The 24,248-nt window shown below is 61.5% G+C and carries 19 protein-coding genes; 6 read left to right on the top strand and 13 right to left on the bottom strand.

Annotated features, from left to right (window positions below):
- Positions 1-118 precede the first annotated feature (118 nt).
- Genes DSD31_RS18495 through DSD31_RS18505 form a run of 3 tightly spaced genes read right to left on the bottom strand, consistent with a single transcriptional unit; the run spans position 119 to position 3,701 of the window.
- Positions 119-1,183, bottom strand: a complete 1,065-nt coding sequence (locus DSD31_RS18495; protein WP_004859396.1) for a sugar ABC transporter substrate-binding protein — start codon at positions 1,181-1,183, stop codon at positions 119-121.
- A gap of 20 nt (positions 1,184-1,203) precedes the next feature.
- The gene (locus DSD31_RS18500; protein ID WP_004859391.1) at positions 1,204-2,202 is read right to left on the bottom strand and encodes an ABC transporter permease; all 999 of its coding nucleotides are present in this window, start codon (positions 2,200-2,202) and stop codon (positions 1,204-1,206) included.
- Positions 2,199-3,701: a sugar ABC transporter ATP-binding protein gene (locus DSD31_RS18505; protein WP_113991238.1), complete on the bottom strand. Its 1,503-nt coding sequence runs from the start codon at positions 3,699-3,701 to the stop codon at positions 2,199-2,201. The genes DSD31_RS18500 and DSD31_RS18505 overlap by 4 nt, the downstream gene beginning before the upstream one ends.
- A gap of 161 nt (positions 3,702-3,862) precedes the next feature.
- Here DSD31_RS18505 and DSD31_RS18510 point away from each other — a divergent pair, with 161 nt between their 5' ends.
- Complete coding sequence (locus DSD31_RS18510; protein WP_032716867.1) at positions 3,863-4,960, top strand: oxidoreductase; 1,098 nt, start codon at positions 3,863-3,865, stop codon at positions 4,958-4,960.
- Positions 4,961-5,020: 60 nt separating this feature from the next.
- A complete protein-coding gene (locus tag DSD31_RS18515) occupies positions 5,021-5,764 on the top strand; it encodes an SDR family NAD(P)-dependent oxidoreductase (protein ID WP_004859381.1) in 744 nt (247 codons plus the stop codon).
- Between the two features lie 159 nt (positions 5,765-5,923).
- Here the strand turns inward: DSD31_RS18515 and DSD31_RS18525 are convergent, their stop codons facing one another.
- The 7 genes from DSD31_RS18525 to entC all read right to left on the bottom strand — a co-directional run bounded on the left by DSD31_RS18525 (position 5,924) and on the right by entC (position 13,550).
- Positions 5,924-6,121 (bottom strand): YbdD/YjiX family protein, encoded by a 198-nt coding sequence (locus DSD31_RS18525; RefSeq protein WP_004859378.1) that lies wholly within the window; start codon positions 6,119-6,121, stop codon positions 5,924-5,926.
- A 48-nt stretch (positions 6,122-6,169) separates the two neighbouring features.
- On the bottom strand, positions 6,170-8,275 hold the full coding sequence (gene cstA / locus DSD31_RS18530; RefSeq protein WP_004859376.1) for a pyruvate/proton symporter CstA: 2,106 nt from the start codon (positions 8,273-8,275) through the stop codon (positions 6,170-6,172).
- A 448-nt stretch (positions 8,276-8,723) separates the two neighbouring features.
- Positions 8,724-9,137: a proofreading thioesterase EntH gene (gene entH, locus DSD31_RS18540; RefSeq protein WP_004859373.1), complete on the bottom strand. Its 414-nt coding sequence runs from the start codon at positions 9,135-9,137 to the stop codon at positions 8,724-8,726.
- Positions 9,138-9,893 carry a 2,3-dihydro-2,3-dihydroxybenzoate dehydrogenase EntA gene (gene entA / locus DSD31_RS18545; protein WP_004859369.1) on the bottom strand — a complete coding sequence of 252 codons (756 nt, stop codon included), beginning with the start codon at positions 9,891-9,893 and terminating at the stop codon, positions 9,138-9,140.
- Positions 9,893-10,744 carry an isochorismatase gene (locus DSD31_RS18550; protein WP_004859366.1) on the bottom strand — a complete coding sequence of 284 codons (852 nt, stop codon included), beginning with the start codon at positions 10,742-10,744 and terminating at the stop codon, positions 9,893-9,895. Before DSD31_RS18550 ends, entA begins: the two co-directional genes overlap by 1 nt.
- A 13-nt stretch (positions 10,745-10,757) precedes the next feature.
- Entirely contained in the window at positions 10,758-12,365 is a 1,608-nt protein-coding gene (entE, locus tag DSD31_RS18555) for a (2,3-dihydroxybenzoyl)adenylate synthase EntE (RefSeq protein WP_004859363.1), read from the bottom strand.
- Between the two features lie 9 nt (positions 12,366-12,374).
- Positions 12,375-13,550, bottom strand: coding sequence for an isochorismate synthase EntC (entC, locus tag DSD31_RS18560; RefSeq protein ID WP_015584922.1), 1,176 nt, complete (start codon positions 13,548-13,550; stop codon positions 12,375-12,377).
- Positions 13,551-13,737: 187 nt separating this feature from the next.
- On the opposite strand from entC, the gene fepB reads away from it, so the two are divergent.
- Positions 13,738-14,697 carry a Fe2+-enterobactin ABC transporter substrate-binding protein gene (fepB, locus tag DSD31_RS18565; protein WP_004859357.1) on the top strand — a complete coding sequence of 320 codons (960 nt, stop codon included), beginning with the start codon at positions 13,738-13,740 and terminating at the stop codon, positions 14,695-14,697.
- 48 nt (positions 14,698-14,745) lie between these two features.
- Here fepB and entS read toward each other — a convergent pair whose 3' ends face one another.
- Positions 14,746-15,987 carry an enterobactin transporter EntS gene (gene entS, locus DSD31_RS18570; protein ID WP_004859354.1) on the bottom strand — a complete coding sequence of 414 codons (1,242 nt, stop codon included), beginning with the start codon at positions 15,985-15,987 and terminating at the stop codon, positions 14,746-14,748.
- A gap of 237 nt (positions 15,988-16,224) precedes the next feature.
- Here entS and fepD point away from each other — a divergent pair, with 237 nt between their 5' ends.
- The 3 genes from fepD to fepC are packed head-to-tail and all read left to right on the top strand — an operon-like array spanning position 16,225 to position 19,012.
- Positions 16,225-17,232: a Fe(3+)-siderophore ABC transporter permease gene (gene fepD / locus DSD31_RS18575; protein ID WP_015584924.1), complete on the top strand. Its 1,008-nt coding sequence runs from the start codon at positions 16,225-16,227 to the stop codon at positions 17,230-17,232.
- The gene (fepG, locus tag DSD31_RS18580; RefSeq protein WP_113991239.1) at positions 17,229-18,221 is read left to right on the top strand and encodes an iron-enterobactin ABC transporter permease; all 993 of its coding nucleotides are present in this window, start codon (positions 17,229-17,231) and stop codon (positions 18,219-18,221) included. Before fepD ends, fepG begins: the two co-directional genes overlap by 4 nt.
- On the top strand, positions 18,218-19,012 hold the full coding sequence (gene fepC, locus DSD31_RS18585) for an iron-enterobactin ABC transporter ATP-binding protein (RefSeq protein WP_004859346.1): 795 nt from the start codon (positions 18,218-18,220) through the stop codon (positions 19,010-19,012). The genes fepG and fepC overlap by 4 nt, the downstream gene beginning before the upstream one ends.
- A 1,042-nt stretch (positions 19,013-20,054) precedes the next feature.
- Here fepC and entF read toward each other — a convergent pair.
- Positions 20,055-23,936, bottom strand: coding sequence for an enterobactin non-ribosomal peptide synthetase EntF (entF, locus tag DSD31_RS18605; protein WP_113991240.1), 3,882 nt, complete (start codon positions 23,934-23,936; stop codon positions 20,055-20,057).
- On the bottom strand, positions 23,933-24,151 hold the full coding sequence (locus DSD31_RS18610) for an MbtH family protein (protein WP_004859340.1): 219 nt from the start codon (positions 24,149-24,151) through the stop codon (positions 23,933-23,935). The genes entF and DSD31_RS18610 overlap by 4 nt, the downstream gene beginning before the upstream one ends.
- Between the last annotated feature and the right edge of the window lie 97 nt (positions 24,152-24,248).

The following is a 24,248-nucleotide window of genomic DNA, read 5'->3' on the forward strand; positions in this document are numbered from 1 at the left end:
CTGTAGTCGGGGCGCGGTAATTCAGTCTCACTCACCTTGAGCTCCTTTTGCCGGATAGCGGCAGCGCCTTATCGGGCCGACGAAACCGCAGACCCGGTAAGCGCAGCGCCAACGGGCGTTACTTGTTTTTTGCTTCCAGCGTGGCAAACCACGGGGCGATAAAGTCTTCCGTCTGGCCCCAGCCCGGAATGATTTTACCCAGCGAGGCAACGTTCACCGCCCCCGGCTGCGCCGCCAGCAGCGCCTGCGGAATAGCCGCCGCTTTGAAGTCATAGGTTGCAGGAGTCGGCTCCCCGGCAATCTTATTGGCGATCAGGCGCACGTTAGTGGCGCCGATAAGCTTCGGATCCACCGCCACGCTCACTTTCCACGGGCTGCCGGATTCACGCATCAGCTGCAAATCCTGGTTAGAAATATCAATGCTGTAGAGTTTGATTTCGCTGCGGCCGTTCTCCTTTAGCGCTTTATAAGCCCCCTGGCTGAACGCATCCCAGGTTCCCCAAATCGCATCGATCTTGCCTTTCGGATATTTCGCCAGAATCGCCCCAACTTTATTGGCGGTATCGCCCTGCACGTCGGAAGAGACGGCGCCAATCGACTCCAGCTCTTTAATCCCCGGGTTTTGCTTAAGCAGCGTCTGGTACGCGGCCTGGCGGCGTTCCATCGGCGGGAAGCCGGCGACCCACAGTTTGACGATGTTGGCTTTACCGTTGAAATCTTTCACCAGTTGGCCAAAGGAGAGCTCGGTCAGCGAAGCGTCATCCTGCTGGGTGACGGTGACACCCGGGATCTCGCCGTTAACCGCAGTATCGAACACGGCAACTTTAATCCCGGCGTCCACCGCTTTTTTCACCAGCGCGGTCGAGTACGGATCGCGTCCCTGGGAGAGAATAATGCCGTCGTATTTCTGGCTAATCGCCTGGTTAACGAAATCCTGGAATTTGGCGTCATCGCCGTTGCTCAGGAAGGTGCTGATTTTGAAACCGAGCTTTTTACCCTCCTGGATGGCCCCGGAGACAAACTGGGTGGTGTTATCGTCGGAACCAAGATTACGGATCACCGCGATACGAATCGGGCCGCTATGTTCGGCAATCGCCGCCGGAATCGGCGTCGGAGTTTCAGCAAAGGCCGCCGCAGAGTTGAACAACCCCAATGCGATGAGTGAAAGCGTTATCTTTTTCATGGTGTTTACCCTGTAAAATTTTATGTGCGGCGCTGAAAGTAGGTCAGTGCGAGCGCGCCAGCCAGCACCAGCCCTTTAATAATGTCCATGGCGTAGTACGGCACCGACAGCATCACCAGGCCGTTGGAGAGCACGCCAAGAATCACCGCCCCCACCAGCGTGCCCAGCGCGTTCGGTTTACCTGAACCCGCCAGTGAAAAGCCTATCCACGCCGCCGCCACCGCATCCATCAGGTAGCCGCTGCCGGCATTAACCTGCGAGGAACCGATGCGCGAGGCCAGTAAAATGCCGCCCAGCCCGGCCAGCAGCGAGGCGATAACATAGGCCGCCACTTTATAACGGGTGATGCGCAGCCCGGAGAGCCGTGCGGCCTCTGGGTTTCCGCCGATGGCGTACATTCTCCGCCCGTGCGTGGTGAACGAGAGCGCCAGCTGAGCCACCACGGTCACCACCAGCATCACGATCACAATCGTAGGCACCTGTCCCAGCGCACCGAAGGCGGCCGGAATCACCCCTTCCGCCATGTCGCCACTCGGCAATACCATGTTCTCGGTAATCGAGCCGCCGTAGCTGTAGGTCATTGCCACGCCCTGAATCACAAACAGGCTGGCGAGGGTAGCCAGCATGTCGGGAATGCGCAGGACGACAATTAAAAAAGCGTTGAACAGCCCCACCAGCGTACAGAGCGCCAGGGTGATAAGGATCGCCTCGGTGGTGCCGAAGCCGTGCCAGACAAACAGCGAAATCACCAGCGCGTTTGCCAGCGAAGCCGTTGACCCCACCGACAGGTCAAAGCCGCCAATGGTTAACGACACAGAGACGCCGATCGCAATCACCGTCACGATGGCGATGGAGCGCAAAATGTTGATGATGTTGAACGGGTCGAGGAAGTTGTCCGAGGCGAGGCCAAAAACGGCAATCAGCGCCACCACGGTCAGCAACATGCCCCATTTATAAAGAAAATCAAAAAATCGCTGACGACCCGATGCCGTCGCGTTAACTGTCAGGGCCTTGCTCACGCTGCTTCTCCTCCGGTGGAGTAATAAAGTAGTGTCTCTTCCCGGGCCTCAGCGCCCGGAATTTCTGCGACGATACGGCCATCCCACAACACGCAAATGCGGTCGCACAATCCCACCAGTTCAGAGAATTCGCCCGAGGCATAGATAATCCCCTTCCCGTCTCGCGCCAGCCCGTCGATCAGGGTGAACAGGTCGGTTTTTGCTTTCACATCGACACCCTTGGTCGGCTCATCGAATATCAAGACGTTGGCGTTGCCGCGCAGCCATTTGCCGATCGCCACTTTCTGCTGATTGCCGCCGGAAAGCCGGCGCAGGGTCTGAGCCGGACCGGTGGTACGAATCCCGATCCGGGCGATCACCTCTTCCGCCCAGCGCCACGCCTGGCGATGGCCGAACAGGCTCCAGCGCGAAAAGCTGTTATCGGCGCTGACCGCCAGGTTCATGCCGATCGGTTCTTCGATAAAAATGCCCTCTTTGCGTCGCTCTTCCGGTACCAGCGCCAGCCCGCGCAGCACAGAATCTGCCGGGTCGCGGGGCCGCCACGGCTGGCTGTTCAACTCCCCGCGCGTCAGGCGGCTTTTGCTGGCGCCAAACAGCGCTTTGCACAGTTCGGTTTTTCCCGCGCCGGCCAGACCGGCGATACCGAGAATTTCGCCTTTGCGCAGCCGCAGCGAAATATCCTGCAACAGCCCCTCGTCATGCAGACCGTCAACCTGTAACAGAACCTCTTCGCCGTGGGGCGGGCGTTTCGGCGGGAAGATATCGCTCAGCTCGTGGCCGAGCATCTTCTCGACGATCTGCTCGCCGCTCAGATCGTGCATTGGGCTGCTTTCAATCAGCTTTCCGTCGCGCAATACCGTCAGGGTGTCGCAGATAGCCTTCAGCTCATGAATACGGTGGGAGATGAACACCACGCCGATCCCCTGCTGCTGCAGACGGCGTACCACCGTAAACAGGCGCTCACTTTCATGTTGATCCAACGGCGCGGTGGGTTCATCCAGAATTAAAAACCGGCAATGGTGCGACAGCGCGCGGGCCAGCAGAATTTGCTGCTTCTCGGCCAGGGTACAGCTGTCGATGGGGCGACGCACATCGAGCGTAATATCCAGCTGGGCCAGAGCCTCGCGCGCCTGCTCACGCACTGCGCGCCAGCTGAAGCCCAGCCCCGGCTCCGCCAGACGATCCAGCATAATGTTTTCCGCAATGGACAGGCCGGGCACCAGCGCCACATCGACCTCCTGCTGCACCAGATGAATGCCCAGCAGTTTCGCATCCCGCGGCGAGCGAACGCTCACCGGCTGATTATTGATGACGATCTCGCCCTCATAATGGGCGTGCGTTCCGCACAGCACCGCCATCAGCGTCGATTTCCCCGCCCCGTTAGCACCGGTCAGCGCGTGTACCGACCCTCCCCGCAGGGTGAACGCCACATTGCTCAGCGCCCTGAAACCGGAAAAGGCCAGATTAATGTTGTTCATCTCAAGACGATTCACTGTCATCCGCCGGGACCTTTACGATTAATATTCTGATTTAACGAATTTTTCACAGCCGACCTTGACTGACAACTGCGTAAAAGGCATAAGATAAAACGAAATAATATTAGCCATCCGGATGTCCAGACATAACATCAGGTTAGCGAAACGAAATAAGGACAGCGTTCATGAGCAACAGCGATATCCGCGTGGTACCCGGCCCGGCTAACTATTTTTCCCATAACGGCAGCCTTGCCCACCTGCACGATTTTTACAGCGACGAGCAGCTTGCCCGCGCCATCTGGATCTACGGCGAGCGCGCCATCGCCGGTGCGCAGCCCTTCCTGCCGGAGGCGTTTCACGCCGTCGGCGCCAAAAAAGTGATGTTTAGCGGGCACTGCAGCGAAAGCGACGTCGCGCAGCTGGTCGCGGAAGCCGGGGATGACCGGGCCGTGGTGATTGGCGTCGGCGGCGGCGCGCTGCTGGATACCGCCAAGGCCGTGGCCCGGCGGCTGGGTCTGCCGGTGGTGGCCATCCCGACCATCGCCGCCACCTGCGCCGCGTGGACCCCGCTATCGGTGTGGTACAACGACGCCGGCCAGGCGCTGCATTTTGAAATTTTTGATGACGCCAACTTCCTCGTGCTGGTGGAACCGCAAATCATCCTCAACGCTCCGGCGGAATATCTGCTGGCGGGAATCGGCGATACGCTGGCGAAATGGTATGAAGCGGTGGTACTGGCGCCGCAGCCGGAAACGCTGCCGCTGACCGTGCGCCTGGGGATTAACGGCGCGCTGGCCATTCGCGACGTTCTGCTGCAAAGCAGCGAAACCGCGTTGGCGGATCAGCAGCGCGGCGAACTGTCGCAGGCGTTCCGCGACGTGACGGATGCCATTATCGCCGGCGGCGGGATGGTCGGCGGCTTAGGCGAGCGCTATACCCGCGTCGCCGCCGCCCATGCGGTGCATAACGGCCTGACGATCCTGCCGCAGACTGATAAATTCCTTCATGGCACCAAGGTTGCCTACGGCATTCTGGTGCAAAGCGCCCTGCTGGGTCAGGACGACGTGCTGGCCCAGTTGATTAACGCCTGGCAGCGTTTCAACCTGCCCACGACCCTGGCGGAACTCGACGTGGATATCCACAATCGGGACGAACTGGAGCGGGTCATTGCCCATACCCTGCGTCCGGTGGAGTCGATCCACTTCCTGCCAGTGGAACTGACGCCGCAAAGCCTGGCCGCCGCTTTTGAGAAAGTGGAAAACTTCCGCAGGCAGGTGCATTGACGGACAGCAATCTCGCTCTATACCTAATGATGCATCTCCCACTCACAGTACGAGGTCATCATGCAGATCGAGTTAACGGGTAAAAAAGCGTTGGTTACCGGCGCCAGTCGCGGAATTGGCCGCGCCATTGCGCTGTCGCTGGCGCAGGCGGGCGCCGATGTGGTTATCACTTATGAAAAATCCGCCGATAAAGCGCAGGCGGTGGTCGACGAGATTGTGGCTCTCGGCCGCCGCGGCGCGGCGATTCAGGCCGACAGCGCAAACGCCCAGGCGATTCAGCAGGCCGTCACACGCACGGTAGAGACCCTCGGCGGGCTGGATATTCTGGTCAATAACGCCGGGATCGCCCGCGGCGGCCCGCTGGAGTCGCTGTCGCTGGAAGATATCGATGCGCTGATCAACGTCAATATCCGTGGCGTGGTGATCGCCATCCAGGCAGCGCTGCCGCATCTGCCCGCTGGAGGGCGCATTATCAATATCGGCAGTTGCCTCGCCAACCGCGTCGCCTCACCGGGCATCGCGGTCTACGCCATGACCAAATCTGCGCTCAACTCGCTGACCCGCGGCCTCGCTCGCGATCTCGGGCCGCGCGGCATTACCGTAAACCTGGTGCATCCGGGCCCTACCGACAGCGATATGAACCCGGCGAACGGGGAGCAGGCCGACTCGCAGCGTCAGCTTATTGCCGTCGGACATTACGGTCAGCCGGATGACGTCGCCGCCGCGGTGACCTTTCTGGCCAGCCCGGCGGCCGGACAAATCTCCGGCACCGGTCTGGATGTTGATGGGGGACTTAATGCCTGACGCCTGAGAAGGCGACTAAAAGCCTATCCCCGTAGGCGTGTTGCCGCCAGTCTGGCCGCGGACAGCGCGGAATCACCGGAGCGTACACGCAGTAGGTGAGGATGGTGAGCACTGCCCTGGGTCAAAATGGCAAATAAAATAGCCTAATGGAATAGGCTCTTAGCAGCACTTCGCCCCCCCTTTTCCGCCGTAGCGTGCATCCTGTCGCTCGCGAAAGAACTCTTCATAGGTCATCGGCGTTTGCTCAGGATGCGTCAGGCGAATATGCTCGACATAATTATCGTAATCGGGCACGCCAATCATCATTTTCGCCGCCTGACCCAGATACTTCCCGGCTTTCGAAAGGGTATCAAACATAGTGCTCTCTCATGGTCCCCCTTTCCGCACGTGGAAAGGGGGTAGGGTTTAATGTGCGCGCTTCGCCTGCGCCGCCATCGGCTCTGCAGCGGCAGGTAACGCCTCATAAGGCGTCTCTTTCGCCGTCGGTTTATCCTCTTTCAACGCCGCCAACGCGGTTTTGATGGAGAAGAACGCCAGCACCACCACAACCACCATAAAGAAGATGGTTAATCCCGCATCCAGACGGTTGTTAAAGACCAGCTGCGCCAGCTGAGATTCGGTGTACTGAGGCGGAATCGTGCCGCTGTCGATCATCGCCTGGAACTTATTGGCAATCGCCAGGAAGCCGACTTTGGTGTCCGGACTGAACGACTTTTGCCAGCCGGCGGTCAGAGTGCAAATCAACAGCCAGGACGTCGGCAGCAGCGCAACCCAGGCATAGCGTTCGCGCTTCATTTTAAACAGTACCACCGCACACAGCATCAATGCCATCCCCGCCAGCATCTGGTTAGCGATACCAAACAGCGGCCACAGCGTATTGATGCCGCCGAGCGGGTCAACAACCCCTTGATGCAGGAAGTATCCCCACGCCAGCACGCAAAGCCCGGTCGCCAGCAGGTTGGCCGGCAGCGAGTTGGTTTTCTTCAGGCCCGGGCTGAGCACGCCCAGTAAATCCTGCAGCATAAAGCGCGCTGCGCGGGTGCCCGCATCCACTGCCGTCAGGATGAACAGTGCTTCAAACAGAATGGCGAAGTGGTACCAGAAGGCAACATCCATCAGACCGCCCAGCGAGCCGTGCAGGATGTAGGCCATCCCCACCGCCAGCGTCGGTGCGCCGCCGGCCCGCGAGATGATCGACTGCTCGCCCACTTCGCTGGCTATCTGGCGCAGCGTGTCCGGCGTAATGCTAAAGCCCCAGCTGCTGACCACCTGTGCGGCAGAGGCTACCACATCGGTGGTGCCAGCCGGCGCCAGTACCGCCATCGGGCTGTTCATCGCAAAGTAGACGCCCGGATCGATAACACAGGCCGCCACCAGCGCCATGATGGCGACAAAGGACTCCATCAACATACCGCCGTAGCCGATAAAGCAGGCCTGGCCCTCATTCGCCAGCATCTTAGGCGTGGTTCCGGATGAAATCAGCGCATGGAAGCCGGAGACCGCGCCGCAGGCGATGGTGATAAACAGGAACGGGAACATGCTGCCAGACCAGACCGGGCCGGTGCCGTCAATAAATTTGGTCAGCGCCGGCATGGTCAGCGTCGGACGCATAATCAGAATCCCAATCGCCAGCCCGACGATGGTGCCGATTTTCAGAAAGGTCGACAGGTAATCACGCGGCGCCAGCAGCAGCCACACCGGAAGAACGGCGGCAATAAAACCATAGCCCACCAGAATCCAGGTCAGCTGTACGCCGGTATAATCAAACCACGGCGCCCAGGTCGGGCTTTCCGCCACCCATCCGCCGGAGACAATCGCGAATACCAGCATCACCAGACCAATCACCGACACTTCGCCGATGCGTCCCGGACGCAGGTAGCGAATGTAGATCCCCATAAAGATCGCCAGCGGAATAGTGAAGGCCACGGTATAGGTGCCCCACGGGCTGTGGGTCAACGCTTTCACCACGATCATCGCCAGTACGGCGAGGATAATCACCATAATCATAAAGCAGGCCACCAGCGCCAGCACTCCGGCGGTTGGCCCCATCTCTTCTTTCACCAGCTCGCCGAGAGAACGTCCGTCGCGGCGCGTAGACACAAACAGCACCATAAAGTCCTGCACCGCGCCGGCCAGCACTACCCCGGCGAGGATCCAGATCATCCCCGGCAGATAGCCCATTTGCGCCGCCAGCACCGGTCCTACCAGCGGCCCCGCACCGGCAATCGCCGCAAAATGATGACCGAACAGCACTTTTTTATCGGTCGGGACATAATCAAGGCCGTCGTTATGCCGAACGGCGGGGGTCATGCGCGTCGGGTCAACCGCCAGCACATTTTTGGCGATGTAGAGACCGTAGAAACGATAGGCGATCAGATAAATGCAGACTGCCGCGACGACAATCCATAACGCATTAATCTGTTCACCTCGGTTTAAGGCGATATAGCCGAGGGCAAAGGCTCCGACAACCGAGAGCAATGTCCAGATGAGGTATTTCCCTGAATGATTCATCGTTGCGTTCCACCGGTAAGGTAATCAGGATGTTACATTTTGTTTCTAGAACACAACGCCGGGTTTAACAACATTGAAACCGTACAGATGTCGTACAAAGACAGGGATTTATCTCACATTGCTAGCGAGATCACTTCTGGGGGGAAAATGGAATGTATCGCCAGCAAGAAAGCGCTACATGATACGTCGTCAGACGACACCCCGGCTCGCGGCGTAAACGCCTGAACCAGGCAACCTTAGCGCACCGGTCCGTCGCCCGACTAAGCGTAGCGCCAGCCGGGAAAACAGAGAGGTTAGCCCGGGCCGTAAGTCAGCCGCAGAGTATGGCAACACCAAGGACATTTCCGGAGATGGCACATTGCGCTTTGTCCGGGCGACAAAATCACCGGCGGTTGTGGGCCCGTCGCCCGGCTTAAGAGTTCACCCCGCGCGCCGGGAGCAGACCTCCTCAGCCCAGTACCGCGGTGCCGAGGCGGCAGGTGCAGCAGCGACGGCCCCGCTCGTCGAACACCGCAATCTCCCAGCTCTGGTTCTGACGTCCCAGGTGCAGAGGGCGACACTCGCCGCGCACACGACCGCTCGAGACCGCCCGATGGTGGGTTGCATTCAGCTCGGTCCCCACCACGCACTGGCCCTCTTCGGTCATCAGCCAGCCGGCCATCGACCCCAGCGTCTCCGCCAGCGCCGCGGAGGCGCCGCCGTGCAGCAGGCCAAACGGTTGATGCGTACGCGCATCAACCGGCATACTCGCCTCCAGCAGCCCCTCTTCCAGCCGGGTGTAGACAATCCCCAGGTGAGCGACCATCGTATTGTCGCTGGTGGCATTAAGCGCCTCCAGCGTCAGCTGACGTTTCCAGGCCATTTATGCCCCCAGCGTCGAGCCGCCGTCCACCACGATATCCTGCAGCGTGATATGGCTGGCGTGATCGGAAGCGAGGAACAGAATCGTGCTGGCAATCTCCTGCGGACGCGCAATTTTACCCAGCGGGATCCCGAGCTTAAACTGCTCGCCGAAACCGCGGATACGGCGCTGCTCGGCATCCTCACTTACCCACAGCGTGCGCTGCATATCGGTGTCGGTGGAGCCCGGAGAGACCAGGTTGCAGCGTACGCCGCTGCCCGCCAGCTCCAGGCCCACGGTCAGCGCCAGACTTTTCAGCGCCGCCTTTGAGGCGCCGTAGGCGCTCATGCCGATGCGCGGCGTATGCGCGGCATCGGAGGCGACGGTGACGATTGCCCCGCCCTGCTGGCGACGGAACTGGCCCATCGTCTGCTGGAACAGGTTAAACGCCCCGCCGACGTTGACGGCGAAAGTCTGCTGCCATGCGTCCAGACTCAGCTCATCGGTCGCGCCCATGCGCAGAATCCCTGCGGCGTTAACCAGCACATCCAGCCGATCGATGCCTTTCAGCAGATGCCCGCATACCTCGGCCACCTGCTGCGCATTGGCAACATCCAGCGTGTGGGTGGCAAACGGATAGTCATCCCCCTCGAAAGCGAGATCGAAACCGCTCACCCGAGCGCCGGCTTCAACAAACGCCAGCGCCGTTGCGTAGCCAATCCCCTTACCGGCGCCGGTGACCCAAACGGTTTGCCCCTGAAAATCCAGCGCGGCCATTATTTCACCTCACGGGAGAGCAGCGCCCACCAGGCGTCAATGGTCGGGTTTTTCGCCAGCATCACGAAATCAATATCGCCGTGCACTTTGCGCCAGCGGGCGGCCAGCGCCATCATGCGTACGGAGTCCAGACCATAGTCGATCAGGTTTTCGTCATCCATGGGCTCGTCGGATTCATCGAGCAGCGGCAGTACCAGCGCACGCAGCGCCGTTTTTGATGCCGGCAGCGGCAGCAGCTCTTCGGTCATCACGACGCGGCCACAACGACCGGCAACATATTTCAGCGACATCAGATGCTCTTCGCGGCTAAAGTCAGCCAGCGCATCGGCGACGAAGAACGGTTTAATGTCGCGCATAAAGGCGTCGGTCGCGGTGGTCATACAGCCGATATGGGCATAGACGCCGGTGATAATCAGCTGATCGCGGCCGCTCTCTTTGAGCATCTCTTCCAGCGGCGAGCGGTGAAACGCGCTGTAGCGCCACTTCACCAGGACGGTGTCGTGTTCATCCGGCGCCAGCGCGGCAATCACCCGCTGCTGCTCCGGCGAACGGGTCAGGCCCGGTCCCCACATATCATTCAGCAGGGCGCGATCTTCATCGCTTTGCTCTTTCGGCTGCGCGGTGTAAAACACCGGAATATTATGCTGTTTGCAGAAATCACGCAGCGCGGCAATATTGGCAACGACTTTCGCCATCATGGCGCTGTCTTCACCCCAGAAGTTGAGGAAATATTCCTGCATATCGTGGATCAGCAGCGCGGCGCGGGATGGCTCAAAAGCCCAGTTCACTTTGTTCGCCGGGATGTCGCTGGCTTCCGGCAGCGTGTAAGCCTGTAATTCAGGGATGGCCATTCTCTTTTCTCCTTCAGCCCGGCTCGCGTGAAGCCAGCCACTGGCGTAGTTGTTTTTTATCGACTTTGCCCACCGGCGTCAGCGGCAGTGCATCCAGGCACTCCACACGGTCCGGCAGTTTAAATTCTGCGACGCCCTGTTCGCGCAGGAAGCGACGTACCGCTACCGCGCGCAGCGGCTCTTTCACCACCAGATACGCGCAGCTTTTCTCGCCCAGCAGGCTATCTTCCATGCTGACCAGCGCGGCATGGATCACCGCCGGATGGCGCAGCAGCAGGTTTTCAACTTCCTCCGCCGCGATCTTCTCGCCGCCGCGGTTGATCTGATCTTTTTCACGCCCCTGCACGGTGATATAGCCGTCCTCGTCGATCGAAATAAGATCGCCGGAGCAGTAAAAACCGTCGGCATCAAACGCTTCGGCGTTATGCTGCGGACTTTTGTAGTAGCCGCGGAAGGTGTATGGACCCCGGGTCATCAGACGCCCCACCTCACCACGGGGTAGCGGGTTGCCGTCGGCATCCGCCACCCAGACCTCATCGTCCGGACACATCGGGCAGCCCTGGGTATTGATGATACGTTCCGGGCTGTCGTTGAGGCGGGTGTAGTTCACCAGCCCTTCCGCCATGCCGAAGACCTGCTGAAGCTGGCAGCCAATCTCCGCCGGAATCCGCGCCGCCAGCGTTGCCGACAGACGCGCGCCGCCAACCTGCAGCAGCCTCAGCGAACGCAGCTGCGCGTTCCCGGCCCCCTCGCGGATCGCCTGTAGCCACAGGCTGACCGCCGGCGGTACCAGCGAAGCGACGTTAATCTGATGTTGTTCAATCAGCGGGAAGCAGAGCGTGGCGCTCGGATCGGCGGCCAGAATCACCCGACCACCGGCCAGAAACACGCCGAGGGAACCCGGCGAGCTCATCGCGTAGTTATGGGCGGCGGGCAGCGCGTTGAGGTAGCGGGTTTCCGCGCTGATGCCGCAAATTTCGTTACTGCGACGGATGCTGTAGTCGTAGTCGTTATGGGTGCGAGGTATCAGCTTCGGCGTACCGGTACTGCCGCCGGAGAGCTGGAAAAAGGCCACTTCATCGGCAGGCGTCGGATTAGCGATAAAGTTCTCCGCCGGCCGCGCGATCGCCGCCGCCAGATCGTATTCACCGCAATCGTTGCGCAGCAGCACAACCCGTACTGACGCATGCTGCTCAACAAAGCCATTCAGGAAATGATCATCGGCAAACAGCGCATGCTCACGATCGGCAATCAGCAGCGCGGGCTCAATTTGCGTCGCGTAGGCATTCAGCTCGCTGCGCTGATGGCTGAATAACGCATTCACCGGCGCCACTCCGATACGCAACAGCGCAAACAGGGTGATGTAGAATTCGGCGACGTTGCCCAGCTGCACCAGCGCGGTTTCACCGCGCTTCAGCCCCAGACGCTGGAGCGACGAAGCCAGGTTATCCACCTGCTGATTGAACTGACGATAGCTGTGCTGCTTATCACCGTCGATAATGGCGATGGCGTCGCTGTCGGCGTGACGGGTAATCAGGTTGGTTAATGGCAAATCCTGCCAGTAGCCCTTTTCGCGGTAGCGGGCGGCAAAACTTTCCGGCCAGCGGTTAAATGCAATCATCATTGCCTCTTAATTCAAGCCAAACACATTCAGCATGGTCGTCAGTTTGACGCCGGTTTCACGCCACTCACCCAGCGGAGAGGAGGCCGGAACAATCCCCGCGCCGGCAAACAGACGCAGCGTACGCTGATGCAGGCGAGCGCAGCGAATCGTCACCACCCATTCGCCGTTACCTTCGTCATCGCACCAGCCAACAATGCCGCCGAACAGCTGGCGATCGAACGGTTCAAGCTCGGCAATCAGTCGTTTCGCCACCTGATGCGGGAAACCGCTCAGCGCCGGGGTCGGATGCAGCAGGCAGGCCAGCGACATCGCGTTCTCCTGCGCCAGCGCGGTACCTTCAATCGGCGTCGCCAGGTGCCACAGCGTCGGCGTGGTGACCAGCTGCGGGGAATCCGGCAGCGACAGTTCGCGGCAGCGCGGAGTCAGCACCGTCTTCATTGCCTGGGTCACCAGTTCGTGCTCGTGGCGATCTTTTCCGGAAGCCAGCAGCTTGTTACCCGCCTCGCGATCGAGTACGTCATCCGGCTGGCGACGGGCCGAGCCGGCCAGCGGCAGGGAGCTGAAATGATCGCCCTCTTTACGCAGCAGCAGCTCCGGGCTGGCGCCCAGCAGCACGCCGCCGTCGGAGAGCGGCACGTGGAAGTTAAAGCTGGCCGGATTCTGCGCGATCAGGCGCTCGAGCAGCGCGCCGCTGTCCACGCGTTCGCGGGTGGTAATGTCGATCAGGCGCGACAGGACAACCTTGTCCACTTCCGGCGTCGCGGTCAGCTCCGCGGCCCGCTCCACCATCGCCATAAAGGCATCCTGTTGAGGAATCTCCTGACGATCCACGACATCCATTGGCGTCTGGGCGCTGAAGTAGCGCGCCGACTGCTGTTTACCGGTGCGGGAGAAATTCTCCCAGCTCTCTGGAATAAACAGCTCGGAAGGCTGGTTGGTATCAAACGGGATAGCGCCGACCATCACCGGCTTACGGATCCCGGCAGCCTTCGCGTCGGAGAACGCGGCCGCCATACTCCGCTGAAACTCCCCATCGAGCAGCGCGCCATCGGCGGCCGAGTGGGAAAAACGGCTAAAACAGCCCGCGGTACGAAAACTGCGGTACGGCGACATAAAGAAGAAGCTTTCCGGCAACAGGGTCATTTTTTGTTCCTGTACATCCTCGGCCAGTGACGTTTCCATATCATCCTCCAAAAACGATAAAGATATTACGAATAATTATCATTTATATTTTGGTTGGCTAACCTAAAAGGTATTGCCTGCCATGTCAACCGTACAAACGGCATGTTGTGCGACTTAGGCTTGCATCCACGCACGACAAAGCTGAAAATGAGACGCATTTATCCCAACTGAATCAGGATGCGAATTCGTGAATTTGTCCACATTATGCCGCCGTACCCTGCTGGCCTGCGGGCTGGTGCTTTTAGGAATTACCTCAGCTCTGGCGGCCGACTGGCCTCGTCAGGTGACCGATAGCCGCGGCGCACATACGCTGGAAAGCAAACCACTGCGCATCGTCTCCACCAGCGTCACCCTCACCGGATCCTTACTGGCGATTGACGCGCCGGTCGTCGCCAGCGGTGCAACCACGCCGAACAACCGCGTAGCCGACGATCGGGGATTTCTGCGTCAGTGGAGCGCCGTCGCGAAAGAACGTAAGCTCGCGCGCCTGTACATCGGCGAACCCAGCGCCGAGGCCGTCGCCGCGCAAATGCCGGATCTGATTCTGATCAGCGCTACCGGCGGCGACTCCGCCCTCGCGCTGTATGACCAGCTCTCCACCATCGCGCCGACGCTTATCATTAATTACGATGACAAAAGCTGGCAGGCGCTGTTGACCGAACTGGGGCACATCACCGGCCACGAAAAGCAGGCGACGGCGCGTATTGCTGAGTTTGATAAGCAGCTCGCCACCCTGAAGCACCAGATGAAACTCCCGCCGCAGCCGATCAGCGCGCTGGTCTATACCGCCGCCGCCCACAGCGCCAACCTGTGGACGCCGGAATCCGCTCAAGGTCAGATGCTTGAACAGCTGGGCTTTAAACTGGCGACCTTACCCGCCGGTCTGCATGCCAGCCAGAGCCAGGGGAAACGCCATGACATTATCCAGCTGGGCGGCGAGAATTTAGCCGCAGGCCTCAATGGCAACAGCCTGTTCCTGTTTGCCGGTGACGGAAAAGATGCCGATGCGATTTACGCCAACCCGCTGCTGGCGCACCTCCCGGCGGTAGAGAACAAGCGCGTCTATCCGCTCGGTACAGAAACATTCCGTCTCGATTACTACAGCGCCATGCTGGTACTGCAGCGTCTCGCCACGCTCTTCAGCTAACCATCATGCCCGGCAGGCGCTGCGCCTGACCGGGATGCCCCTGCGCGTTTAACTTTCGCTGACCGCCTCAGGACGCTGGAAACGACGCAGCTCTCCCAGCAGCCCAATCAGTATTACGCCGACAATCACCAGCACCCAACCGCTGGTGCTTGCCGACGCGACCGGCGTCATCATCGCCCCCAGTCCGCCGAGCAACGCGGCGCCAATCGCATCGCCAGTGACGTTCTGCGCGGTCCACAGACCGTTAATACGCCCGAGCATCGCTTCCGGCGTCTGGGTCTGAATCAGGGTGTACTGCAACAGCGAGCTGATCGCGCTCAGCCAGCCAAATAGCGCCAGACACAGCGCGCCCAATGCCCAGACCGGCATCAGGCTGAACAGCGCAATGGCCACAAATGAGCCGACCGTCGTCATCAGCATCAGAGCGCCCGGTTTCGCCGTTTGCGCCAGCTGACCGCTGGTCAACGCCCCAAGCGCTGCCCCCAGCGGAATAGCGGCATAAAGCAAACCAATCTGCGAGGCCGACATCTGCCAGCCGTCGGCCAGCGCCGGATAAAGCACCCGAACCGCGCTCGCCATTGTCAGCAGACCGCCCAGCAGAGCAATCCCGCCAATCAGCGGGCTATTGAAGAGGAACTTCAGCCCCGCCAGCAGCGACTTCAGCGGGTGTTCCCGCGGCTGAGGAGGCGGCGGTAGCAGCGGCAAGCGCAGCAGGGTCAGGGTGGTGATAAACGTCCCCGCCGCCGCCAGGCCATAGTTCCAGGCCACCCCGCCGGTGGCCAGCAGCAGACCGCCGATCATCGGCGAAATCACCGAGCCCAGACGCACCGTCAGCATGGTGATCGCGCCGGCCTGCATCAGGTTTTCACGCCCGACCAGCGCCGGCGTCGCCGCCAGCAGCGCCGTCACGCCCAGCGAAGCAAAAAAACCATCCCAGATACCCAGCAGATAGATAGCGATGAGCGACGGCTCAGGCAGCAGCGCGTTGAGGCACAGACCGACAAACCCCACGCCGCAGGTCCCACGCGCCAGCAGAATCAAACGTTTCCGCTCATAGCGATCCGCCAGCACGCCGCCGACCATCAGGCCAACAAACATTGAGCAGCCGGTCAAAGTGACCGAGAGCCCCACCTGCCAGGTAGAGTGGGTCATCATCTGGATTTGGACCGGAATCGCCACGCCCAGCAGGCCGAGCGACAGGATCGAGATAAAACGGGCGATAAAGACGGCGCGAAACGCCGGATGGGTTTGCAGCAGACTGAGATTCAGCAGCCGGGATTGTCGGTTCATTACAGCGCCTTGTTATTATTTTCCATCAACGCGCGATCGTTCAGGCAGCGTGCTTATTGGCTGTACTTCCTTAGCCCGGTCATACGGTTAGCGATACTTCCAGGCAAGCGTGCGTTTGCCGCCGCGATGCATTCTGAATGATTTTGCGTATACCATTCTTGTGGGCCGCCATGCTAACATAACTGAACAGAATCGATAACGATAATTACTATCATTATCATGTCAGGGATGTGAATTATGTCGTTTTCTACGACCACGGTGCGCGCCGTTGCCGTACCGGGTCTGTTACTCGTTTTAGCCTTTGCTATCGCTCTCAGCCTGCTGATTGGCGCCAAACCTCTTCCAGTGAGCGTCGTCGTGGATGCTTTTTCCGCTACCTGTCAGAGTGCCGACTGCACGATCGTGCTGGACGCCCGGCTGCCGCGAACCCTGGCGGGACTGCTGGCCGGCGCCGCGCTGGGCCTGGCAGGATCGCTGATGCAGACTCTGACGCGTAATCCCCTTGCCGACCCCGGCATTCTCGGCGTGAACTCCGGCGCCAGCTTCGCAATTGTGCTGGGTGCCGCGCTATTTGGCATCCACTCCCCGCAGGAACAGCTGCTGATGTCGTTTTGCGGCGCGTTTGGCGCCTCGCTGCTGGTGGCCTTTACCGGCAGTCAGGGCGGCGGTCAGCTCAGCCCGGTACGTCTGACGCTAGCCGGCGTGGCGCTGGCGGCCGTGCTGGAAGGGCTCTCCAACGGGATTGCGCTCCTCAATCCTGATGTCTATGACCAGCTACGTTTCTGGCAGGCCGGCTCGCTGGATATTCGCACTCTGCAGACGCTGAAAATCGTCCTCCTGCCGGTGGTGATTGCCGCCGTCGTGACGCTGCTGTTAAGCCGGGCGTTGAACAGTCTGAGTCTCGGCAACGATACCGCCACCGCGCTCGGCAGCCGGGTGGCCCGCACTCAGGTCATCGGCCTGCTGGCGATTACCGTGCTTTGCGGTAGCGCCACGGCGGTCGTTGGCCCCATCGCTTTTATCGGCCTGATGATGCCGCATATGTCGCGCTGGCTGGTGGGCGCTGACCATCGCTGGTCGTTGCCGGTCACCTTACTGGCAACCCCTGCCCTGCTGCTGTTTGCCGATGTATTGGGCCGCCTGTTGGTCCCCGGTGAACTGCGAGTCTCGGTAGTCAGCGCCTTTATCGGCGCGCCGGTACTGATTTGGCTGGTGCGCCGTCAGCCGCGCGGAGGTGCAATATGATCGCCCCTTCCCGCCGGCTGCTGCTCAGCTGTCTGCTTCTGCTGGCCGCCAGCCTGCTGGTCTCCCTCTGGGGTCTCGGCAGCGGGCTGGTGCCGTTAAGCGTCGAGCAGGTGCTTTCCGCTCTGCTGGGCGATGCGCCGCGTAACATCACTATGGTGGTCACCGAATGGCGACTGCCGCGGGTGCTGATGGCCCTGCTGATCGGTGCGGGGCTTGGCGTCAGCGGCGCCATTTTTCAGTCGCTGATGCGTAACCCGCTGGGCAGCCCGGACGTGATGGGCTTCAACACCGGCGCCTGGAGCGGCGTGCTGGTAGCGATGGTGATGTTCGGCCAGAACCTGGCGGCGATTGCGCTGGCGGCGATGGCCGGCGGCGTGTTGACCGCGCTGGTGGTGTGGCTGCTGGCCTGGCGCAACGGCATCGAAACTTTCCGCCTGATTATTATCGGCATCGGCGTTCGCGCCATGCTGGTGGCCTTCAATACCTGGCTGCTGCTGCGCGCCTCGCTGGAGACCGCTCTCTCTGCCGGACTATGGAATGCCGGCTCGCTCAATGGCCTGACCTGGAGCAAAACCTGGCCCTCGGCGCCGCTGATTGTGCTGATGCTGGTCACGGCGGCGCTGCTGGCGCGGCGCATGCGCCTGCTGGAGATGGGCGACGATACCGCCTGCGCGCTCGGCGTGCGGGTAGAACGTTCGCGCCTGCTGATGATGCTGGTGGGCGTGGTGCTGACCGCCGCTGCCACCGCGTTAGCCGGACCGATCTCGTTTATCGCCCTGGTCGCGCCGCATATCGCCCGTCGCCTGAGCGGCACCGCGCGCTGGGGGCTAACCCAATCGGCGCTCTGCGGCGCGCTGCTGCTGGCGCTGGCTGACTACAGCGCCCAGCGCCTGTTTATGCCCTATCAATTACCGGTGGGAGTGGTGACCGTCAGCCTCGGCGGTATCTATCTCATCGCGCTGTTAATTCAGGAGTCCCGCAAAAAATGACCGCCGAAACGACCCGTTTGCGCGGCGACCAGCTAACCCTGGCGTACGGCAAAAAGACCATCGCCGAATCGCTGAATGTGACCATTCCTGACGGCCATTTCACCGCGATCATTGGCCCTAACGGCTGCGGGAAATCGACGCTGCTGCGTACCCTGAGTCGCCTGATGACGCCGGCCAGCGGCCATGTTTATCTCGACGGTGAGCAGATCCAGCGCTATGCCAGCAAAGAGGTGGCGAAGCGCATCGGTCTGCTGGCGCAAAATGCCACTACGCCGGGGGATATTACCGTTCAGGAGCTGGTGGCGCGCGGCCGCTATCCGCATCAGCCGCTGTTTACCCGCTGGCGTAAAGAGGATGATGACGCGGTCAACAGCGCCATGAGGGCGACCGGAATAACCGACCTGGCACGACAAAGCGTCGATACGCTCTCCGGCGGCCAACGGCAGCGGGCCTGGATTGCGATGGTGCTGGCGCAGGAAACGGCCATTATGCTGCTCGACGAACCCACCACCTGGCTGGATATCAGCCATCAAATCGATCTGCTGGAGCTGCTGAGCGAGCTCAACCGCGAAAAGGGGTATACCCTCGCGGCGGTACTGCACGACCTCAACCAGGCCTGCCGCTACGCAACGCATCTGATTGCCTTGCGCGAGGGTAAAATCATTGCCGAGGGGGCGCCGAAAGAGATTGTCACCGCCGAATTGATCGAGCAGATTTACGGCCTGCGCTGCATGATCATTGACGATCCGGTCGCCCATACACCGCTGGTCGTACCGCTGGGGCGCCGGTAACGCCTCCCGCTTGAAGATCCGCCCGGTGGCGCAACGCTTACCGGGCCTACCGTCCTGCATCCTTGCGCAGACTCTGCACCGCTCCGTAGGCCGGGTCAGGCGGCAGCCGCCGCCCGGCAATATCCTCCGGGCTCACCCAGAATCTCCCGCACGACCGGATCATCAAGGCTTCGCCCGGTGGCGCTGCGCTTACCGGGCCTACCGTCCTGCATCCTTGCGCGGGTGCTGCACCGCTCCGTAGGCCGGGTCAGGCGGCAGCCGCCGCCCGGCAATATCCTCCGGGCTACCCGAGAATCTCCCGTACGACCGGAGCATCGAGGCTTCGCCCGGTGGCGCTGCGCTTACCGGGCCTACCGTCCTGCATCCTTGCGCAGGCTCTGCACCGCTCCGTAGGCCGGGTCAGGCGGCAGCCGCCGCCCGGCAATACCCTCCGGGCTCACCCAGAATCTCCCGCACGACCGGAGCATCGAGGCTTCGCCCGGTGGCGCTGCGCTTACCGGGCCTGCCGTCTGCATCCTTGCGCAGGCTCTGCTACGCTCCGTAGGCCGGGTCAGGCGGCAGCCGCCACCCGGCAATATCCTCCGGGCTACCCGAGAATCTCCCGTACGACCGGAGCATCGAGGCTTCGCCCGGTGGCGCTGCGCTTACCGGGCCTACCGTCCTGCATCCTTGCGCAGGCTCTGCACCGCTCCGTAGGCCGGGTCAGGCGGTAGCCGCCGCCCGGCAATACCCTCCGGGCTCACCCAGAATCTCCCGCACGACCGGAGCATCGAGGCTTCGCCCGGTGGCGCTGCGCTTACCGGGCCTACCGTCCTGCATCCTTGCGCAGGCTCTGCACCGCTCCGTAGGCCGGGTCAGGCGGCAGCCGCCGCCCGGCAATATCCTCCGGGCTACCCCAGAATCTCCCGTACGACCGGATCATCAAGGCTTCGCCCGGTGGCGCTGCGCTTACCGGGCCTACCGTTCTGCATCCTTGCGCGGGTGCTGCAACGCTCCGTAGGCCGGGTCAGGCGGCAGCCGCCACCCGGCAATACCCTCCGGGCTACCCCAGAATCTCCCGTACGACCGGACCAATTGATTCGAAGGCCTGCGGGGAGATAATATCCACGTGGGCGCAGTTCTGGCTGAAGACCTCCAGTTCCCCCACCCAGGGGCCCCACGCCGCCTGCGGATCCATCCCCGCCTGGCGCGTTTTCTCCGCCACAAACAGCGTCGCTTTGCCATCAAACTTCGCGCTATGCGCGGTGGTCAGCAGGCGTACCGCATCGGCATAGTTGCCCTCAATGACACGGAACAGTTCACCGGAAGCCTGTCCCTGCTGGGCAGCCAGGAAGGCTTCTCGTTCACGTGCAATCTCGGCCAGCACTTCCGGGTCCAGACCGTTAGCCTCTTTCTCCGCCCAGTTCTGCGTCTCCGGCGGCCAGGTGTCCAGCAAGCCCAGGAACGCCACCGCTTCGCCGCGCTGGCGTAAGCGGGCAGCAATGCCCTGTGCCAGCGTCCCGCCGAGGGAATAGCCAAACAGGTAATAGGGCCCGTGCGGCTGCTGCGCCAGCAAGGTCTGCAGGTGCTGCTCGCACACTTCATCGAGATTTGCCGCGCTCATCATCGGCCCTTCCGGTCGCGGAGACTGAATGCCGGTAATCGACCAGCGCGGGCTAAGATAGCGGGCCAGCACGCTGAACTGCCAGGCAAAACCGGATGCCGGATGGAAACAGAACAGCGTTGGTCCGTCGCCGACGCGCAGCGGCAGAATCGCATCAAAGCCCAGGCGCTGCGCCTGCTCATCGCTGAGATCGGACGCCAGCAGCGCGCTCAGTTTCCCCACCGTCGAGGCCACCATCACCTGCCCGGGCGTCACCTGACGTCCCAGCTCGCGGCTGAGCTGCGCCGCCAGGCGCATCGCCAGCAGAGAATGACCGCCGAGGGCGAAGAAATCGGCTTCAATGTCGTTCACTTCACAGCCCAGCAGCCGACTGAACGCCTCTGCGACCGTCGTTTCCATTCCCGCCTCCGGCGCTCGTCCGCTGCGTTCACTGCCCAACGTCGGCAGCGGCAGCGCTTTGCGATCCAGTTTGCCGTTGGCGCTCAGCGGCAGTTCCGCTAGCTGAATCAGCACCACCGGCACCATGTGCGGCGGCAGCTGTTCGGCGAGGCGCGTTTTCAGCGCTGTCGTATCCAGCGGCAGGCCGGACTCTGACACCAGGTAGCCAACCAGCTGGCGGGCATCGCCGCCGGTCGCCGCCGCCTGATTGAAAACGCAGGCGTTGGTTACCGCCAGGGAAACGTCCGGTAGCGCAGACATGACGCGGTCGATTTCGCCCAGCTCAATACGCTGTCCGCGAATTTTCAGCTGGTCATCGCTACGCCCAAGGTACTCCACCGCGCCGTTATCCAGCCAGCGCGCCACGTCGCCGGTGCGGTACATCCGTTCACCGGCGGCAAACGGGTCGGCAATGAAGCGCGAAGCGGTCAGATCCGGGCGGCCCAGATACCCCTGAGCTAACTGAATGCCGGTCAGATATAAATCCCCGGCGACGCCCGGCGGAACCGGCCGCAGAGTGGCATCGAGAATACGCAGCCCGGTATTCCATACCGGCCAGCCAATCGGCACGCTGTTGCCGGTGACCGCCGCCAGCTCCGTCCCGCAGGCCGGATACCAGCTCACATCCACCGCCGCCTCGGTCGGGCCATAGAGGTTATGCAGCGGCGCGCCGGTCAACGCTTCCCACTCGCGGCACAGGTCGGTTGGCAGTGCTTCCCCGCTGCAGAAGACGCGCTTCAGCGTCCGGCAGGTCGTCACGTTTTCAGCATCCAGCGAAGCCACGAACGCCGCCAGCATTGATGGCACAAAGTGGGTGGTGGTCACTCCGTAGCGGGCAAAGAACTGCTGCATCGCCTGCGGGTCGCGATGGGCTTCCGGCTCGGCCATCACCAGCTGCGCGCCGGTGATAAATGGCCACCAGAATTCCCATACCGACACATCAAAGCTGCACGGCGTTTTCTGCGCCACCACATCCCCGGCAGTAAGCGGATAGTGATTTTGCATCCACAGCAGTCGGTTAACGATCGCAGTTTGCCCGACCATCACCCCTTTCGGGCGTCCGGTGGAGCCGGAGGTAAAGATGATGTACGCCGTATGCTCCGGCTGTGAGAGCGCCAGCGGAGTATCATCATCCGCCGCAAGCGGCTGCTGATAACACAGGGTTTCAAGACCCGGGATATCGCTAAAGCGGGCCAGCTGATCTTCTGCCGTAATCAGCAGCGTAGGACGCGCGTCCTCCAGCATCATACGCAGGCGGTCGTCCGGATACCCGGTATCCAGCGGCAGCCAGGCCGCGCCGGCCTCAACGATGCCGTGCAGCGCGAGGGTGAGGAACACCGAACGCGGCAACGCCACCGCCACGCTGTCGCCGGGCTTGACGCCGCGTTCACGCAGCAGCCGGGCCAGCGCCACCACCTGCTGACGCATTTCCCGATAGCTGAACTGCCGGGTGGCATCCGCCAGCGCCGGGGCATCTGGCGTTTTCGCCGCCTGTTCCGCCACCAGGGCACTGAGCGTCGTCGTCGGCAGCGCCACGCCGGTATCATTGACCTGCGCCAACTGCGCCGTCTCGTCGGCCGAGAGCAGATTGGCCTCTGCGCAGCGTAGCGCCGGATCGGCGGCAAACTGGGTCAGCAGCGCGGATAAACGCGCCACGTGCGCGCGCAACGTGGTCTGGTCGTAGCGCGCTTTGTTCGCCAGCACTTCCAGCGACAGTCCGCCGGACTCATCCGGAAACAGCGCCAGTTCAAGATCGTTCACCGGGCCGGTCGCCAGGGTGTGGGTCACCGCCTCGATACCGTCAATATCCAGAACATAATCAAAAACTTTAACATTGAGCACCGGGCCAAACAGCGGCTCATCGCCCGCCGCTTTGCCGCTATCGCGCACGATTTGTTCGGCGTCGTAACGCTGGTGGCGACGCATCTTTTTCAGCTGGGCGCTGAGACGCAACGCCAGCTCCGCCAGGGTCTCTTGCCCATCGATATGTATCGCCAGCGGCAGGACGTTCAGTACCGGGCCGGTTGCGGTCAATGCCGCCGAGCCCATCCGCCGCATAAAGATAAAGCCCGCAGCATAGTCCATGCGGTTGCATAAACGGCCGAGCCACAGGGTGGTTAGCGCCAGCGCCAGATCGGCTCGCTGACACTGCGGTGCGCCGGCGGCCAGGCGGCTGAACAGGCCGGCATCCAGATCCAGCTTCAGGCGCCAGATATCGGTACTGGTCGCCCGCCCCGCCAGCGGTGCCGCAGAGAGCGATGCCGGTGACGGCAGGGCGTTGCGTTGCGCCATCCAGAACGCTTTATCGCGCTGCCAGGCCTCGCTGCCGTAGTAGCGCTGATACTCTTCAACAACCTCAGCGAAAGGGGTAAACGGTGACGCCGGCGTCGCCTCCCCACGTTGCCAGGCGCGATAAATCGCCGCGATCTGGCGGGTAATAGCGGGGAAACTGAAGCCATCGACCAGTAAATGATGATAACGCTGATACCAATACCAGCAGTCATCCGCCACGCGCAGCAGCTGGTGACAAACCAGCGGATTACCGCCATCCACGCGTAAATTCTGCCCGAGGTCGGCCTGCATTAACGCCAGCGCGGCGTCGTGCGGATCGCGCGCCTCGCGCAGATCGCAATAGTCAGGTTCGGCAAAAGCGCGGTGCTCATCGACCCATTGCCAGGCTTCGCCGTTATCTTCGCAAAAGCGCATACTGAGCGTGTCGGCCTGCGCCAGACCAGTGACGATCGCCCGTCCCAGCAGCGCCGGGTCCAGATTGCCACGCAGCTCGACATAGTGGGCGACACTCCATGCGCCGGGCAGCGTAGAGAGCCGCTCCGCCATCCAGATCCCAGGCTGCGCCGCGACCAGCGGTAAACGAGTGCTCATGTCCGGCTCCTTGAGGTTGCATAGTGGGCAGGGGTAAGGGTTGACCAGTTCGCCGCCAGCCAGCCGTTGCACGCCTCTAAGGACTGCGGCGGGCATTCCACTACCCAGCCTTGCGGTAGCGCGCAGTGGTGCGGCCACAGGCTGTACTGCTGTTGTTCGTTGCGCAAAATGTAAAACTGCCCTTGCGGATTATCGAAGGGGTTGCTGAATTGCATACCAAACTCCTGTCTTTACTCGTCATCCTCCCGTCGGCTTTCGCCTTGGCTAGCGCCTCGGGGTATACGGAAGGATGTTGAGTCTGAAGCGCACTTT

Source organism: Klebsiella sp. X13 (genome assembly GCF_003323835.1).
In the GTDB taxonomy this organism is placed as follows: Bacteria; Pseudomonadota; Gammaproteobacteria; order Enterobacterales; family Enterobacteriaceae; genus Klebsiella; species Klebsiella ornithinolytica.